Here is a 14,833-nt window from a genome sequence, read left to right as displayed (position 1 = left end):
GCGCGGCGCACATCGGCGCCTTCATGCGATCGCTCAGGGTTGTGCGCGCGGCGTGGTAAACATCCCGTTAAGTTGCGCCGCGACTTTCTGGCGGCTCAGAGCATGTAGCGCATCTTGATCGCAAGGATGAGATCCTCGCTGTCGACCGCGAACGCGGCTTCGGCATACTTGGGCGGCGCCATGCGCACCGGCGCGTCGCGTGAGAAGCCGTAACCTTCCTTCGGCATCATCCCCATCGCCCGGTCGGCCTTTCCGTTGCCGTTCTCGTCGTGGAGCAGGGCGATGGCATAGCGTCCCGGGGCCACCCCCTTGAACGACAACTTCACGGTAGCCGCGGCGGGGACCACCAAGCGATACGAGGCCGCGTCACCTGCGCAGCGCGGGAAGCGCACTGGATCCGCCGTCATGCACGCGCGCACCACGCCCTTGGCCGAGCGAAGCCCGCTGACCGAGACGGTAACGTCATGCGTCGGTGCGGCGCCGCCGAGCGCGAGCGCTCCGAGGGCTAAGGCGAAGCCAGCCCGCGATCGGTGCCGCACAACTTGTCCCAAACGCGAAAATAGAGCCCGTAATTGCATTGATAGTGATCGTGGTGCCGTTGGTGATGGCTCGCGGTTATCAGCCAATCTCCCAATTTCGAATGAACGAGCCATCGCGGAAACATCTCCCATCCCATGTGATTGGTCACCCCCATGACCGTCATGATCGCCAGTACCACGCCGAGCATCGCAACGTGAATGGGGACGAGAAACACCAGCGCCGGTATCACCACCGCGCCGGTGATGGCCTCGATCGGGTGGAAGCTCATCGCCGCCCACGCCGTCGGCGGGCGGCTGGCGTGATGGACGGCGTGCGCCAGCTTGAACGGGCGCGGACGGTGCATCCAGCGATGCGTCCAGTAGAACCAGGTATCGTGCGCGGCGAGATAGATCAGCACGCTCAGTGGCAGGTACCACAGGGGATAATCGCCCCACTCTACGTAGATCCGGGTCCAGCCCCGCTCTTGCCAGCCCCACGCCACCACCCCTGCGGGGATCCCGTAAATCGCCGCCGAAGCGAGCGACCAGGCCACTTCGCGGCGCATCTGCGCGCCAAGCCCTGCATAATGCCCCGGCCGCACTCGCGAAGTGGCCCAGGCGAAGGCCCCGCTGGTCAGGACATAGCGGACCGCGACGATCGCGGTCATCGCCAGTGCAGACAGGACAACGGCGGTGATCATCGCTCGCTTATGGCGCAGCGGCGCGGGTTACTAAACCCCTTGCCCCCACGGCGCGCAATGCGGATCGGCCGAGACGACGCCGCGGCGCAGCGCCGTGCGCGCGAGCCGCTCCACCTCGACCTTGCGTCGGGCGGGTGCCAGCGGGTGGCTCGGCGCGGGGCGAATGATCTCGGCATCGTAGCCGTCGGCGACGATCACGCCGCAGCAGTCCGGCTTGAAGTCGAGCCCGTCGAGGATCGCGCAGTCTATCCCGGGCGGCACGCCCCAATAGAACCGGTCGCAGAAATCGAGGTAGTCGCCCCATTTCCCGTCGCCGACAAGGTCAGCGCGGCTCACCTTGATTTCCACGATCACGATCCGGCCCTTGGGATCGACGCCCATCAGATCGGCGCGGCGCCCGTTGCGGAGCGGCATTTCGGCGAGACACCAGATATCATTGCGCGCAAACAGCCGGCAGATGCCGCGGGCCACGGCAAGCGCGTCGTGCCTTTCGGCGGCAAGCGCGAGAGCGGGTGAATCGGCCATGCCGCGGAATTGGAACGAAAGGCGAACCCGGTCAACCCGGATGCGGCGAGCGGATCAGGTTTGCGGGGTGGATTCGGGCACCAGCGCCAGCAACGCCGCGCGGGCATGATGGTATTCGCGCCATAGGGTAAGTGCCGCAGCGGTCGGATCGCGTCCGGCGGCCGAGACGGCGAACAGGGCCTGCAGGCCGGGGCGCATCATCGCGAAAAGGTCGGTGATGCCATCGGTCGCGAGATCGTGACGCCAACCGCCGGCGCGCTCGATCAGCGCTGGGTAGTGGCTCACTTGAGGACTCGGCTTTTCCGGCGCTAGCCCGGCCAGTCCGGCAACGGCGCTTGCCGCTTCCTGTAGCGCAGCCCACTGTGCCCCCAGCGTGCCGTCGGTCCGCGGTGGGGCCTGAGGGCGGGCAAAGTCGGTGGGCGGCGCATTCATCGTGACGCCGGTGTTAACCGGGATTCGCTTGCCAAATCGCTAATGACAAGATGCTGGCGCCCACCGAACCGCTTTGCTAAGCGCGCGCCTCCCGGGCACCCGTAGCTCAGCTGGATAGAGCGCTGCCCTCCGAAGGCAGAGGTCACAGGTTCGAATCCTGTCGGGTGCGCCATTATTGAGGGCCTGCCATTTCCGGGGCCTCCGGATGGCCCCGCGGTCCAAGCCAGGCGAGCGAAGCAGTGTCCTCACTCCATCAGCGCCTCCTTACTTCCTGCGCCGTGCTCGCAAGCACGGCGCCTGCTTTCGCGCAATCTGCCGACGATCCCGAACCCGTGATCGTAGTCACCGGGGCGGGGCTTCCAGACACTCCGGCCACGCCGGCCTATGGCACACAGACGATCGAGCGCGAGCGGTTGGTTTCGACCGGGTCAGGCCGGATCGAGGATGCGCTGGCGACGGTCGCGGGCTTCCAGCAATTCCGCCGCTCCGACAGCCGCTCGAGCAATCCGAGCGCGCAAGGCGCGACGCTGCGCGCATTGGGCGGCAACGCTTCGAGCCGCGCGCAAGTGCTGCTCGACGGGGTGCCGATGGCGGACCCGTTCTTCGGTTACATTCCTTTTAGCGCAATCGCGCCCGAACGCCTGGCGAGCGCGCGCGTCACGCGCGGGGGCGGCTCCGGTCCCTTCGGCGCGGGCGCCCTCGCCGGGACGATCGAACTCACCAGCGCTGACGCGACGGCGCTTGGGCTGGTGGCGGGTCAGGCGTTGGTCAACGACCGGGGGGAAACCGAAACGAGCCTGACCTTGGCGCCAGACCTTGGCGGGGGGTTCGCGGCCCTGTCCGGCCGGTGGGACCGTGGACAAGGCTTCTTCACCACCCCGGCCGAGCAGCGTGTCCCGGCCACCGCCCGTGCCGCATACGATGCCTGGTCGGCGCAATTGCGCGCGGTGGCGCCGCTGGCGGACGATATCGAGTTGCAGGCCCGCGGTCTCGCCTATCGCGACGATCGGGTGCTGCGTTTCGGCGGGGCCGATACGTCGATGGAGGGGCAGGACGCCTCGTTGCGGCTGGTCGGCCGGGGCCCCTGGCAGTTCGACGTGCTCGGCTATGTCCAGGCGCGCAACTTCACCAACGTGGTGGTGAGTTCGACGGCGTTCGTGCCGACGCTCCACCAGCGCAACACCCCAGCCACTGGGCTCGGCGGGAAACTCGAGCTGCGTCCGCCGACCGGCGGCAGCAACGTGCTTCGCTTCGGGCTCGACTATCGCAAGTCGGCCGGCGAGCTTTACGAAGACGCGCTTAGCACCGTCACTGGGCTGGTTACCCAGCGACGCAACGCGGGCGGGGTGAACACCGACCTCGGTCTGTTCGTAGAGAACGATCTGACCGTCGGGGCCGTCACGCTCACCGCCGGGGCGCGCGCCGACCGTTTCACGATCCGCGACGGCTTCTTCTCCGCCCGTGCCGCCAGCGGGGCGACGATCAGTGACCTGTCCTATCTCGACCGCTCTGGCTGGGAAGCCTCGTTCCGCGGCGGAGCCCTGGTTCGTCTCGGCGGGGGGCTTCGGCTAAGGGCTGCGGGTTACACCGGGCTGCGGCTCCCGACGCTTAACGAGCTCTACCGTCCGTTCACGGTATTCCCGGTCGTCACGCAAGCCAACGCGGACTTGAGCAACGAGCGGCTCGAGGGGTTCGAGGCCGGGGTCGACTTCACGCCGTCGGACCGACTCGACCTCTCGCTGACGGCGTTCGACAACCGGGTGAAGCATGCGGTCGCCAACGTGACGCTAGGCCCGAACCTGCGGCAGCGGCAGAATATCGACGCGATCCGTTCGCGCGGGATCGAGGCCGGGGCGGGTCTGTCCTTCGGCGAGGTGAAGTTTGCCGGCTCGCTTGCCTGGACCGACGCGGAAGCGCGTGGCAGCGGCGCGGCGGCGGCGCTCGACGGGAAGCGTCCCGCGCAGACGCCGCGATGGGTAGCGGCAAGCACGCTGAGCTGGCGGCCGACCGCGCACGGTCTAGTGTCGCTGACCGTGCGCCATGTCGATGCCCAGTTCGAGGACGACCTAGAGACCGATGTGCTGCCCACGGCGACCACGGTCGACGCCTTCGCCCAAGTGCCGCTCGGCGGGCGGCTCTCACTGGTGCTACGGGGAGAGAATTTGACCGATGCGGACATCGTGACTCGCAACCAAGGTGGCTCGATCGACCTCGGCACCCCGCGCACCGTGTGGGCAGGAATCAAGCTGGGGCTGTAGGCGGCCACCGGGCCAGGTTCATCTGGTGCGGTCGAGAAGACTCGAACTTCCACGGGCTTTCGCCCACAACGACCTCAACGTTGCGCGTCTACCAATTCCGCCACGACCGCACATCGGATGGGATTTGACCGCGAGCGGTCCGGGTAGGGGCGCGCCTCTAGCAACGCCTCCCGCGTGCCGCAAGCCGCGATTCAGGGCAAGAAAGGCGCGGCGACTTCGGCGGGCACGCGCACGAGGCGGCCGCTCGACTTGTCGAGCATCGCCCAGGTGCTGCGCGCGGCGACCAGGCGCTTGCCTTCGGCGGAGCGGAACTCGACGCAGCGGTCGAACTGGGCGCCGCGCGGGCCCTCGGGGATCCAGGTCTCGGCGGTCACCGTTTCGCCGGCCGCGACATTGCCGCGATAGTCGATCTCGTGGCGGGTCACGACCCACACGTAGCGGTCGACGTGAACCGGGTCGGCGACCGCCGACCAGTGGGCGGTGGCGATGCCCTGAATCCAGTTCACCCACACCGCGTTGTTTACGTGCCCGAGCTCGTCGATGTGCTGATGAAGCGCTTCAAAGGTCATCGTGAAGCGCTTCATATGGCGACACCGATGGAGCGAAGGTCGCGTTCGGCCTGCGTGGCATCGGTGTACACGAACGCGTGCATCCCAGCCGCATGCGCCCCCGCGACGTTGCCGGGCATGTCGTCAAGGAAAACGGTTTCTTCCGCAACCAGCCCGTTGGTCTCGAGCAAGTGGGCGTACATCCGGGGATCAGGCTTGAGGCAGCCGAGTTCGGCGGAGTTGGTCACCGCCTCGAACATGGCCCACCATTCGTGAGTGTCTGAAAGGTGCGCCACGATCTCGTGGACGTTGTCGGTCAGCGCGAACAGGCGGTAACCGGCGCGCGCGAGCCGCTCCATCAGCGGCGGGGTGTCTTCGATCAGGTGGAGGCTGGCATAGAGCGCCGCGAACAGCCGCTCGGCTTCGTCCTCGGTCAGGTGCCCAGCCTCGACAAAGGCGCGTTTGGCGCCCGCCTCGGTATGCTCGCCGCGGTTGAGCGCGCGCCAGATGTCGGCCTCGACGAACAGCGCGTGCCAGCGGGCGTGGGCCTCCTCGCCGGTGACGCCGAACGCCGCTTCGACGATCCCGCGCGAATCCCACCGCACCAGCACGTTGCCGATGTCGAACACGACATTTTTGATCGGACCTAGCGCGGCGCTACTTGAGGGCACGGTCACAGTCCGAACTGCCAGAGGATGAAGGCGAACTCCTCGGCGGTTTCGCGCAAGCTCTCGAACCGGCCTGACTTGCCGCCATGGCCGGCGCCCATGTTGGTCTTCAAAAGCAGCACGTTGTCGTCGGTCTTGAGCTCGCGCAGGCGGGCGACCCACTTGGCGGGCTCCCAGTAGGTCACGCGTGGGTCGTTCAGCCCGGCGGTGACCAGCATCGGCGGATAGGCCTGCGGCTTGACCTGGTCGTAGGGGCTATAGCTGCGAATCAATTCGAAGGCGGCGCGGTCCTCGATCGGATTGCCCCATTCGGGCCATTCGCCGGGGGTCAGCGGCAGCGAAGCGTCGAGCATCGTGGCGAGCACGTCGACGAACGGCACGTGCGCCACCACCGCGCCCCACAGCTCAGGATCGGAGTTCACGACCGCGCCCATCAGCCCGCCGCCGGCCGAGCCGCCCGAGGCGCTGATCCTGCCTTCTTCGGTATAGCCGCGCTCGATGAGGCCGCGCGCAACATCGACGAAGTCGGTGAAGGTATTGGTGCGGCGGTCGAGCTTGCCGCCCTTGTACCAAGCGCGCCCCAGGTCGTCGCCGCCGCGGATGTGGGCGATGGCGTAGGCGAATCCGCGATCGACGAGGCTGAGGCGGGTGGTCGAGAACCCCGGCGGGATCGCGATGCCGTAGGCGCCGTAGCCGTAGAGGTGCAGCGGCCCTGGTTGGCTCCGGTTCTTGCGGTACATGATCGAAACGGGGATGTCGGTCCCGTCGCGCGCGGCGATGTGAAGACGTTCGGTGGCATAGAGCGACGCGTCGTAGCCCGAGGGGATTTCCTGCACCTTGAGCACTTCCAGGCGCCGCTCAGCGACGTGGTAGTCGTAGGTGGTCGCCGGGCTGACCATCGATTCGTAGCCGACCCGAAGCTTGTCCAATGCCCATTCGGGATTGTCGCCCAGGTGCGCGGCGTAGCTGTCCTCGGGGAAAGCGATCGGTTCGACCCGGTCCGGTTCGTCGTAGTAGCGGACCTCGATCGTATCGAGCCCGCCCTGGCGCCCTTCGATGACGTAGAAGTCGCGAAACAGGTCGAACCCGGTGAGGTAGAACGTCCCCGACCCTTCGATCAGCGTGGTCCATTCGCCGGGATGAGCCAGCGGCGCGGTCGCGAGGCGGAAGTTTTCGTGCGTGTCGTTGGCGAGCACGTAGAGCGTACCCTCGCGTTCATCGACTTCGTACTCGACGCCTTTCTGGCGGGGCCGGACGAGGATCGGCTCGGCGAGCGGGTCGGCGGCGGGTATCAGCCGGACCTCGCTAGTTTCGTGGTCGCTGGTCGAGACGACCAGCCACTGCTCGTTGGCGGAAAGCCCCGCGCCGACCCGGAAGCCTTCGTCGTCCTCGTGGTAGAGCTCGACACCCTCGGCGATGGGCCACCCCAGCCAGTGCAGCCGCGCGTTGTCGGTGCGCCATTGCTCGTTGGCGAGGCTGTAAACGAGGCCGGTATCGCCCGCGACCCAGATAAGCGCGGAGAGCGTGCCGGGGATCTCGTCCGCCAGCAATTTGCCGGTGGCCAGGTCCTTGATGCGCGCGGTGAACCGCTCCGAGCCGCTGTCGTCGATCGCGTAGGCGAGCTTGCTTCCGCTCTTCGATACCGACAGCGCGCCGAGCCGGAAGTATTCCTTGCCCTCGGCGAGCGCGACCTCGTCGAGGATCAGCTCGTGTTCACCCCCGGCTACCGGCTTGCGCCACCACTTCTTGTACTCGGCACCTTCCTCGTATTCGACCCAGTAGAGCCAGTCGCCGTCCTTCTGCGGGACCGACTTGTCGGCTTCCTTGATGCGCCCGCGCATCTCGCTGAACAGGGCGTCTATCCGGTCTTTCTGGCCCGCCATCGCGGCCTCGAACCAGGCGTTCTCCGACTCGAGATGCGCGAGCACTTCGGGGTCATCGACAGTCGGGTAGCTCTTGTCGCGCAGCCACGCGTAATCGTCGGCGACGGTGATGCCGTGGTGAGTCACGCTCGACGGCTTCTTCGGGGCGACTGGCGGCTTCAAACTGGCATCGTTCATGCCGGGCCTCTATGTGGGGCGCGAAAGGACCGCAACATGCTCATGCAGACTCACGAAGCCCGGCTCGCCGCTCTCAGGGAAGAGCTCAAGCGGCGCGGTCTCGACGGGTTCGTCGTGCCCATCTCCGACGAGCACATGAGCGAGTACATCGGCGCTTATGCCCAGCGGCTCCATTGGCTGACCGGCTTCGGCGGCTCGGCGGGGACCGCGGTGGTACTCGCCGACAAGGCGGCGATCTTCACCGACGGGCGTTACACCGTGCAGGTCCGCGACCAGGTCGACGGCAAGCTGTTCGAATACCAAGGCGTCCCCGCGACGAGCCCCGCCAAGTGGCTTGGCGAGCACGCGCCCGAGGGGGGCCAGATTGGCTACGACGCCTGGCTGCATTCGAAGGGCTGGGCCGAGCAGGTCGCCAAGGCGATTGAGAAGAAGCACGCCGCATTGGTGCCTGTCGATGGCAACCCCATCGACGCGGTGTGGGCCGACCGGCCCGAACCGTCGGACGCCCCCGCGCTGGTCCATTCCGACGCGCACTCGGGCCGCAACAGCGCCGACAAGCGCGCCGAAGTCGCCGACTGGCTCAAGCGGGAAGGCCACGACGCGGCGGTGATCAGCGCCCTCGATTCGGTGGCCTGGCTGCTCAATCTGCGCGGCCAAGACGTCGAGCGCACGCCGGTGGCGCTGGCGTATGTCATCGCCCACGCCGATGGCACCGCCGAGCTGTTCATCAGCGAGGACAAGGTCACGCCGGAACTGGCCCAGCATCTCGGCAACGCGGTGACCATCCGCCCCCGCGCGGCTTTCGAGAGCGCGCTCGGCGGGCTCGCGGGGAAGGCGGTGGCGGTCGATCCCAACTACGGCGTCGCGGCGATCTTCCACGCACTGGAAAGCGCCGGTGCCAAGCCGGTCGCGGTGCGCGATCCGACGATCCTGCCTCGCGCGGTCAAGAACCCGGTAGAGCAGGCTGGGCAGCGTGCGGCACAGGCGCGGGATGGCGCGGCGATCGCGCGGTATCTGTACTGGCTGAGCGTCGAGGCGCCGAAAGGCGGGCTCGACGAGCACGGCGCTGCCGCCAAGCTGCGCGAATTCCGCGATGCCGACCCCATGCTGCGCGACCTCTCGTTCGACACCATCAGCGCCGCCGGGCCGCATGCCGCGCTGCCGCACTACCGGGTCGACGAGGACAGCAACATTCCGATCGCGCCGGGCAGCATTTACCTGTGCGATTCGGGGGGCCAGTATCTCGACGGCACCACCGACATCACCCGCACGGTGTGGATCGGCCCGGGCGAACCGAGCGCCGAGCAGAAGGACCGCAACACCCGCGTGCTCAAGGGCCACATCGCCATCGCCCGCGCGGTATTCCCGCAGGGCACGGTAGGCGGCCAGCTCGATGCCTTCGCGCGCCAGTACTTATGGCAAGCCGGGGTCGACTACGCGCACGGCACCGGGCACGGCGTCGGCAGCTTCCTCTCGGTTCACGAAGGGCCGCAGCGCATCGCCAAGATCACCGGCGCGCAGGCGGGCAGCGACCAGGAGTTGCTCGCGGGCATGATCCTGTCGAACGAGCCAGGATATTACAAGGAAGGCGCCTACGGCATCCGCATCGAGAACCTCGTGCTGGTCGAGAAGCGCGAGATCGCCGGCGCGGAAGGCGACTACCTCGGGTTTGAGACGCTGACGTTCGCCCCGATCGACAAGGCGCTGGTCGAGATCTCGCTCCTCACCCCAGAGGAACGTGACTGGTGGAACGGCTACCACGCCGACGTCTGGCGCATCCTCTCGCCGCAACTCGAAGGCGAGGTGCTGAAGTGGCTGGAGGACGCTTGCGCGCCCTTGTAGCCGTTCTAATGTTCGCGTAATGTTCCACGCGGGTCGAGTCGCGGCAAGGAGCACTTCGCATGATCGGATACGTCACCCTCGGCACCAACGACCTCGCAAAGGCCGCGCCATTCTACGATGCTCTCGCGGCCGAGCTTGGCGTTGGGCGGATGATGGAGTTCGACACCTTCATCGCCTGGGGTGCCCCCGGCGGAGCCGCCGGCATCGGGCTGACCAAGCCCTTCGATGGCGGATCGGCGACCGTGGGCAACGGGGTGATGGTGGCGTTGGCGGCCAAGGATACGGACCACGTTCAGCGGCTGTATGACATAGCGCTCGCTAACGGCGGGACCGACGAGGGCGCACCGGGCGATCGCGGCGGCGGTTTTTACGCAGGCTATTTCCGCGACCTGGACGGCAACAAGCTCAACGCCTTCGTGATGGCCGCGCCCGAATGAGCGGCCTGGCACTGAGCGAGCGGTTCATCCATCTCGAACTCGGCGCGACCGCGGTGCCGCAACCGCCGTTTTCCGGGATGGAATGGTACGCGGGTTATGGAAGACGCCACGATGGCGACGGCGCCGAAGGGCGGCTGGTCAGCATGTATACTTTCGTCGAGCCGTGGGATTCGTGGGAGATGCATCCCGTGGGTGATGAGGTCGTCGTCTGCACATCTGGCGCGATAACCTTGCACCAGGAGCATGCCGATGGCTCGCGTGACACGGTCGCGATCCGCGCGGGCGAGTATGCGATCAACCCGCGCGGAACCTGGCACACAGCCGACGTGACGGGCGCGGCGACCGCGCTCTTCATCACCGCCGGGATCGGGACCGAACATCGCCCCCGCGGAGCTTGCGCACCGGTGAACCGGCCATCGCCGGCGCGACAATCTGCGACAAATCTCTCCGGAACGGGCATAGGCGTGCGACACTTGGCGCCTAGATGAAGAGCGTGAGTTGCGGCGGTGCGGGCCGGGTTTCCTCCCCTTTTCCCCTACCCTGCCCCCCGCAGCTCTACCCGTTCTGACAGAGAAGAGAGTTCGACCATGCGTAAGATAACCTTTTCGATCGGCGCCGCCGTGCTCGCCACCACCGGGATCGCGCTGGCTGCTCCGGCCCTTGCCCAGCAGGGCGACATGACCCGCGCCCAGGTGGAAGCGAAAGCCGCTGAGCGCTTCGCCAGGATGGACGCCAACAACGACGGCGTGCTCAATGCCGCCGACCGCGAGGCGCGTCGCGGACAGGCCTTCGACAAACTCGACACGAACAACGACGGCTCGATCAGCGAGGCTGAGTTCAACGCTCGTCAGGCTGCGCGGGGGGCCAAGCGCGCCGAGCGCGCTGCCCAGCATGCCGGCCATCAGGGCATGGAGCAAGGCAAGCGCAATGGCACGCGCGGCCACCGGGGCGGACGCATGGGAATGGCCAGGATGGCCGACACCAACGGCGACAACGCGATCAGCCGCGCCGAGTTCACCGCTGCCGCGCTCAAGCGTTTCAGCCAGGCCGATGCGGACAGCAACGGCACCGTGACCGTGGCCGAACGCCAGACCGCTCGGCAGGCGATGCGCGCCCAGTGGCAGGCCAAGCGCCAGGCGACGCAGCCGGCCAACTGAGCCACGATGCCAAAGGCGGGCCGCGCTTGACCGGCGCGGTCCGCCATGCGCACCACATCCGGCATGACTGAATCGGCGCCCGTTTCGCTCTTGCTGGTCGACGACGAAGCAACGCTTCGTGAGCCCCTGGCCGCGTACCTCGCGCGCCAGGGGTTTGTCGTGCGCGAGGCCGAAAGCGCGGCAGCGGCGCGCACCGCGTTGCTCTCCGAAACCCCCGACCTCGTCTTGCTCGACGTGATGATGCCGGGCGAGGATGGCCTCTCCCTCTGCCGCCACCTCGTCGAGAGCAAAGCGATCCCTACCATCCTGCTTACCGCCAAGGGCGAGCCGACCGACCGCATCGTCGGGCTCGAGATCGGCGCCGATGACTACGTCGTTAAGCCGTTCGAGCCACGCGAGCTGGTCGCGCGCATCCGCTCGGTCTTGCGTCGCGCCTCGAAGGCGTCCGCGCCGCCCGAGGAGGAGGCACTTTACGAATTCGAAGGCTGGCGGCTCGATCCCTTGAAGCGCCGCCTGACCGATCCCGAGGGCGCCACCGTGCCGATCAGCACGGCCGAGTTCCGCCTGCTCGTCGCCTTCCTCGACCGGCCCAAGCAGGTCATCGACCGCGACCGCCTTCTCGACCTCGTCCAGGGCCGCGAGGCGCACTTGTTCGACCGCGCGGTCGACAACCAGATCAGCCGCCTGCGCCGCAAGATCGAGACTGACAGCCGCAATCCACATTTCATCCAGACCGTGCGCGGCGGCGGCTACCGCTTCGCCGCCGACGTGCGCCGGCTCGCGCCATGAGGCTGTGGCCCAGGAGCCTGCTCGGGCAGGTGCTGCTCGCGGTGGCGCTGGCGCTGCTCGCCGCGCAGGCGATCTCCGCTACGCTGCTCTTCCGCGCGGCCGAAGAGCGTCGCGAGCAACATGTCGTCGGCAGCCTGGCGGTGCAGCTGATCGCCGCTTCGAACGGGCAGGCGGACGGATGGCGGGGGCCCCGGCGGATGCGTGTCGAGCGCAGCGCGGGCCTGCCGCAAGTGGCGGGCGACCGCGCCGAGCCGCAAATGACGCGCGCGCTAGCTGACGTTCTCGTCGAGGAGGGTCTCGCCGATGGTGCACGGGTGCGGGTGATCAGCCGCGAGGCGCTGGCCGATCCGCGTGTCCTCCAGCGCCTTGCGAACGGACGACCGATGCGCCGCGGCATGGGACTGACCAGCAGCCGCATCCTGCTCGCCAGTGTGCCCCAGGCTGACGGCGGCGGCTGGCTCACCGCGCGCGCCTGGTTGCCCCCGCACGAGCGGGCGGCGCTGCGCGGGCTGGTGCTGCAGACGCTCGTGCTGTTCGGCGTGCTGCTGCTGGCGATGTGGCTGCTCCTGCGCCGGATCACCCGCCCGCTCGCCGCGCTTACCGGCCGCGTCGAAGAGTTCGCCCACACCCGCAACCCCGAGGGCCAACTCGCGCCCGAAGGGCCCGACGACCTGCGTCGGCTGATCGCCGCGCACAACGCGATGGAAGCGCGGATCGCGGCCATGCTCGACGAGAAGGACGTCATGCTCGGCGCGATCGGCCACGACCTCAAGACGCCATTGGCTGCTCTGCGCGTGCGCATCGAATCGGTCGAGGACGACACCGAGCGAGCGCGCATGGCGGCCGGCATCGAAGACATTACCCGCACCCTCGACGACATCCTCAGCCTCGCCCGAGTGGGCCGCGCGAGCGAGCCGCCCGAGCGGACCGATCTCTACGCGCTTGCCGCCGGGGTGGTCGATGAGTTCGAGGACATGGGCGAGCCGACGAGCCTCGCCGACGGTGCGCGGGTAGTCGCGCCGGTGCATGTCACCTGGGCCAAGCGCGCCCTGCGCAACCTCGTTTCGAACGCGGTCCGCTACGGGGGCGCGGCTGAAGTCGCGGTGCTGAAGGAAGGGCGCGAGGCGGTGCTCCGGGTCACCGACAACGGCCCGGGCATTGCCGAGGCGCGCCTTGCGACCATCACCGACCCGTTCGTCCGCGGCGAGGCCAGCCGCAACCGCGAGACCGGCGGCGCGGGTCTCGGCCTGACGCTGGCGCGCGCGATCGCCGAAGCGCATGGCGGACGGCTGGTGCTGGCCAATCGCGCCGAGGGCGGTCTGAGCGCGGAGCTGCGGCTCCCCGCCTAGCGCTCCTTCGTCGCCGAGAACGTCAGCTCCGGATTGCGCTCGACCTGGTAGTTCACGTCCCAGCTGGACTTGGCCATGAATACCGGGTCGCCGTCGCGGTCCTTGGCGAGGTTGGCGCGATTGAAGTCGGTGAAAGACTTCAGCGCGGCGTCGCCGCCCTTCACCCATCGTGCGGTCGCGAACGGGGCTGGTTCGAGGTTGGCGCCGACCTTGTATTCGGCTTCGAGGCGCGAAACGAGCACGTCGAGCTGCAGCTGGCCGACGACTCCCACGATCCACTGAGCGCCGAATTCGGGGTAGAACACCTGGATCACCCCCTCTTCGGAAAGGTCGTCGAGCGCTTTCCGCAATTGCTTGGTCTTGGTCGGGTCCTTCAGCACCACGCGGCGGAGTATTTCCGGCGCGAAGTTGGGCAGGCCGGTGAAGCGCACGGTGTTGTTCTCGCTGAGCGTGTCCCCAACGCGCAGCGTGCCGTGGTTGGGGATGCCGATGATGTCGCCGGCCTCGGCGGTGTCGGCGATCTCGCGGTCCTGCGCGAAGAACAAGATCGGCGAGTGCACCGCGATCGGCTTGCCCGACCCGCTGGGGGTGAGTTTCATGCCGCGTTTGAAGGTGCCCGAAACCTGCCGCATGAAGGCGATCCGGTCGCGGTGGTTGGGGTCCATGTTGGCCTGGACCTTGAACACGAACCCGGTCACCTCGTCGCGCTCGGGCGAAATCGGGCCCTCGTCCGACGGCTGCGGGCGCGGCGGCGGGGCCCAGCGGTCGATCGCCGCGATCAGCTCCTCCACGCCGAAATTCTTGAGCGCGCTGCCGAAGAACACCGGGGTCAGGTCACCGTTGAGGAAAGCCTCAAGGTCGAACGCCGGGTAGCCTTCGCGGGCCAGCTCGATTTCCTCCGCCAGATCGTCCGGCAGTTCGCCAAGCGGCTCTCGCGAACCCAAGTATTCCTTGCTCGCCCCTTCAGGCTTGGCGACGGTGTTGCTGGCGAAGTCGAGCACCCCGGTGAACAGCCCGCCCATTCCGAGCGGCGCCGACTGCGGGCTGACATCAAGGGCCAGCGCATCCGCCACTTCGTCGAGGATCTCGAACAACGGCCGCCCCTCGCGGTCGACTTTGTTCACGAAAGTGATGATCGGCACGCTGCGCAGGCGGCACACTTCGAACAGCTTGCGCGTCTGCGGCTCGATGCCCTTGGCTGCGTCGATCACCATGATCGCCGAATCGACCGCGGTCAGCGTGCGGTAGGTGTCCTCCGAGAAATCCTCGTGGCCCGGGGTGTCGAGCAGGTTGAACACCGTGCCGTCCTTGGCAAAGGTCATCACGCTCGAGGTCACCGAGATGCCGCGCTGCTGCTCGATCTTCATCCAGTCGCTGCGCGCGCGCCGCGCCTGTCCGCGCGCCTTGACCTCGCCGGCAAGGTGGATCGCGCCGCCCTGTAGCAGCAGCTTCTCGGTCAGCGTCGTCTTGCCCGCGTCGGGGTGCGAGATGATCGCGAATGTGCGTCGGTTGGAGGTCATTTCGGATACTCTGTGTGTCGCCTTCGCGG

The 14,833-nt window shown here is 67.6% G+C and carries 14 protein-coding genes, 2 tRNA genes and 1 pseudogene; 8 read left to right on the top strand and 9 right to left on the bottom strand.

Annotated elements, in window-relative coordinates:
- Window positions 1–95: 95 nt before the first annotated feature.
- The 4 genes from ACWPM1_RS01055 to ACWPM1_RS01040 are packed head-to-tail and all read right to left on the bottom strand — an operon-like array spanning window position 96 to window position 2,176.
- Window positions 96–539 carry a DUF2141 domain-containing protein gene (locus tag ACWPM1_RS01055; RefSeq protein WP_455692993.1) on the bottom strand — a complete coding sequence of 148 codons (444 nt, stop codon included), beginning with the start codon at window positions 537–539 and terminating at the stop codon, window positions 96–98.
- On the bottom strand, window positions 506–1,219 hold the full coding sequence (locus ACWPM1_RS01050; protein ID WP_455692992.1) for a sterol desaturase family protein: 714 nt from the start codon (window positions 1,217–1,219) through the stop codon (window positions 506–508). The genes ACWPM1_RS01055 and ACWPM1_RS01050 overlap by 34 nt, the downstream gene beginning before the upstream one ends.
- A gap of 30 nt (window positions 1,220–1,249) precedes the next feature.
- A complete protein-coding gene (locus ACWPM1_RS01045; protein ID WP_455692991.1) occupies window positions 1,250–1,744 on the bottom strand; it encodes an MmcB family DNA repair protein in 495 nt (164 codons plus the stop codon).
- Window positions 1,745–1,798: 54 nt separating this feature from the next.
- Window positions 1,799–2,176, bottom strand: a complete 378-nt coding sequence (locus ACWPM1_RS01040) for a hypothetical protein (protein WP_455692990.1) — start codon at window positions 2,174–2,176, stop codon at window positions 1,799–1,801.
- A gap of 95 nt (window positions 2,177–2,271) precedes the next feature.
- Here ACWPM1_RS01040 and ACWPM1_RS01035 point away from each other — a divergent pair.
- Window positions 2,272–2,348 (top strand) — tRNA-Arg (locus tag ACWPM1_RS01035).
- Window positions 2,349–2,454: 106 nt separating this feature from the next.
- Window positions 2,455–4,434: a TonB-dependent receptor plug domain-containing protein gene (locus tag ACWPM1_RS01030; RefSeq protein WP_455692989.1), complete on the top strand. Its 1,980-nt coding sequence runs from the start codon at window positions 2,455–2,457 to the stop codon at window positions 4,432–4,434.
- Between the two features lie 23 nt (window positions 4,435–4,457).
- On the opposite strand, the gene ACWPM1_RS01025 is transcribed toward ACWPM1_RS01030, so the two are convergent.
- From ACWPM1_RS01025 to ACWPM1_RS01010, 4 genes are all read right to left on the bottom strand, one after another.
- Window positions 4,458–4,544 (bottom strand) — tRNA-Leu (locus tag ACWPM1_RS01025).
- A gap of 81 nt (window positions 4,545–4,625) precedes the next feature.
- On the bottom strand, window positions 4,626–5,003 hold the full coding sequence (locus ACWPM1_RS01020; RefSeq protein ID WP_455692988.1) for an acyl-CoA thioesterase: 378 nt from the start codon (window positions 5,001–5,003) through the stop codon (window positions 4,626–4,628).
- Between the two features lie 11 nt (window positions 5,004–5,014).
- Window positions 5,015–5,653 (bottom strand): HAD family hydrolase, encoded by a 639-nt coding sequence (locus ACWPM1_RS01015; RefSeq protein WP_455692987.1) that lies wholly within the window; start codon window positions 5,651–5,653, stop codon window positions 5,015–5,017.
- 2 nt (window positions 5,654–5,655) lie between these two features.
- Complete coding sequence (locus ACWPM1_RS01010; RefSeq protein WP_455692986.1) at window positions 5,656–7,710, bottom strand: S9 family peptidase; 2,055 nt, start codon at window positions 7,708–7,710, stop codon at window positions 5,656–5,658.
- A gap of 36 nt (window positions 7,711–7,746) precedes the next feature.
- On the opposite strand from ACWPM1_RS01010, the gene ACWPM1_RS01005 reads away from it, so the two are divergent.
- The 6 genes and pseudogenes from ACWPM1_RS01005 to ACWPM1_RS00980 all read left to right on the top strand — a co-directional run bounded on the left by ACWPM1_RS01005 (window position 7,747) and on the right by ACWPM1_RS00980 (window position 13,284).
- Entirely contained in the window at window positions 7,747–9,552 is a 1,806-nt protein-coding gene (locus ACWPM1_RS01005) for an aminopeptidase P family protein (RefSeq protein ID WP_455692985.1), read from the top strand.
- 59 nt (window positions 9,553–9,611) lie between these two features.
- A complete protein-coding gene (locus tag ACWPM1_RS01000; RefSeq protein ID WP_455692984.1) occupies window positions 9,612–9,989 on the top strand; it encodes a VOC family protein in 378 nt (125 codons plus the stop codon).
- Window positions 9,986–10,378, top strand: a pseudogene (locus ACWPM1_RS00995) (cupin); the annotation flags it as partial. The gene ACWPM1_RS01000 and the pseudogene ACWPM1_RS00995, both read left to right, overlap by 4 nt.
- Window positions 10,379–10,576: 198 nt before the next feature.
- Window positions 10,577–11,146, top strand: coding sequence for an EF-hand domain-containing protein (locus tag ACWPM1_RS00990; protein ID WP_455692983.1), 570 nt, complete (start codon window positions 10,577–10,579; stop codon window positions 11,144–11,146).
- A gap of 63 nt (window positions 11,147–11,209) precedes the next feature.
- Complete coding sequence (locus ACWPM1_RS00985) at window positions 11,210–11,935, top strand: response regulator (protein ID WP_455692982.1); 726 nt, start codon at window positions 11,210–11,212, stop codon at window positions 11,933–11,935.
- Entirely contained in the window at window positions 11,932–13,284 is a 1,353-nt protein-coding gene (locus ACWPM1_RS00980; protein WP_455692981.1) for a sensor histidine kinase, read from the top strand. Before ACWPM1_RS00985 ends, ACWPM1_RS00980 begins: the two co-directional genes overlap by 4 nt.
- Here ACWPM1_RS00980 and ACWPM1_RS00975 read toward each other — a convergent pair.
- Window positions 13,281–14,804, bottom strand: coding sequence for a peptide chain release factor 3 (locus tag ACWPM1_RS00975; RefSeq protein WP_455692980.1), 1,524 nt, complete (start codon window positions 14,802–14,804; stop codon window positions 13,281–13,283). The genes ACWPM1_RS00980 and ACWPM1_RS00975 overlap by 4 nt on opposite strands.
- Window positions 14,805–14,833 lie beyond the last annotated feature (29 nt).

It is taken from the genome of Tsuneonella sp. HG249 (genome assembly GCF_053819205.1).
The sequence above is the reverse complement of the archived record's forward strand: the minus strand, read 5'-3'. Positions and strand labels throughout refer to the sequence as shown.

Coding starts and splice junctions, on each gene's coding strand:
- ACWPM1_RS01050 (WP_455692992.1), bottom strand. CDS start 1,219: ATGATCACCGCCGTTGTCCTGTCTGCACTGGCGATGACCGCGATCGTC.
- ACWPM1_RS01045 (WP_455692991.1), bottom strand. CDS start 1,744: ATGGCCGATTCACCCGCTCTCGCGCTTGCCGCCGAAAGGCACGACGCG.
- ACWPM1_RS01040 (WP_455692990.1), bottom strand. CDS start 2,176: ATGAATGCGCCGCCCACCGACTTTGCCCGCCCTCAGGCCCCACCGCGG.
- ACWPM1_RS01020 (WP_455692988.1), bottom strand. CDS start 5,003: ATGACCTTTGAAGCGCTTCATCAGCACATCGACGAGCTCGGGCACGTA.
- ACWPM1_RS01010 (WP_455692986.1), bottom strand. CDS start 7,710: ATGAACGATGCCAGTTTGAAGCCGCCAGTCGCCCCGAAGAAGCCGTCG.
- ACWPM1_RS01005 (WP_455692985.1), top strand. CDS start 7,747: ATGCTCATGCAGACTCACGAAGCCCGGCTCGCCGCTCTCAGGGAAGAG.
- ACWPM1_RS01000 (WP_455692984.1), top strand. CDS start 9,612: ATGATCGGATACGTCACCCTCGGCACCAACGACCTCGCAAAGGCCGCG.
- ACWPM1_RS00990 (WP_455692983.1), top strand. CDS start 10,577: ATGCGTAAGATAACCTTTTCGATCGGCGCCGCCGTGCTCGCCACCACC.
- ACWPM1_RS00985 (WP_455692982.1), top strand. CDS start 11,210: ATGACTGAATCGGCGCCCGTTTCGCTCTTGCTGGTCGACGACGAAGCA.
- ACWPM1_RS00980 (WP_455692981.1), top strand. CDS start 11,932: ATGAGGCTGTGGCCCAGGAGCCTGCTCGGGCAGGTGCTGCTCGCGGTG.
- ACWPM1_RS00975 (WP_455692980.1), bottom strand. CDS start 14,804: ATGACCTCCAACCGACGCACATTCGCGATCATCTCGCACCCCGACGCG.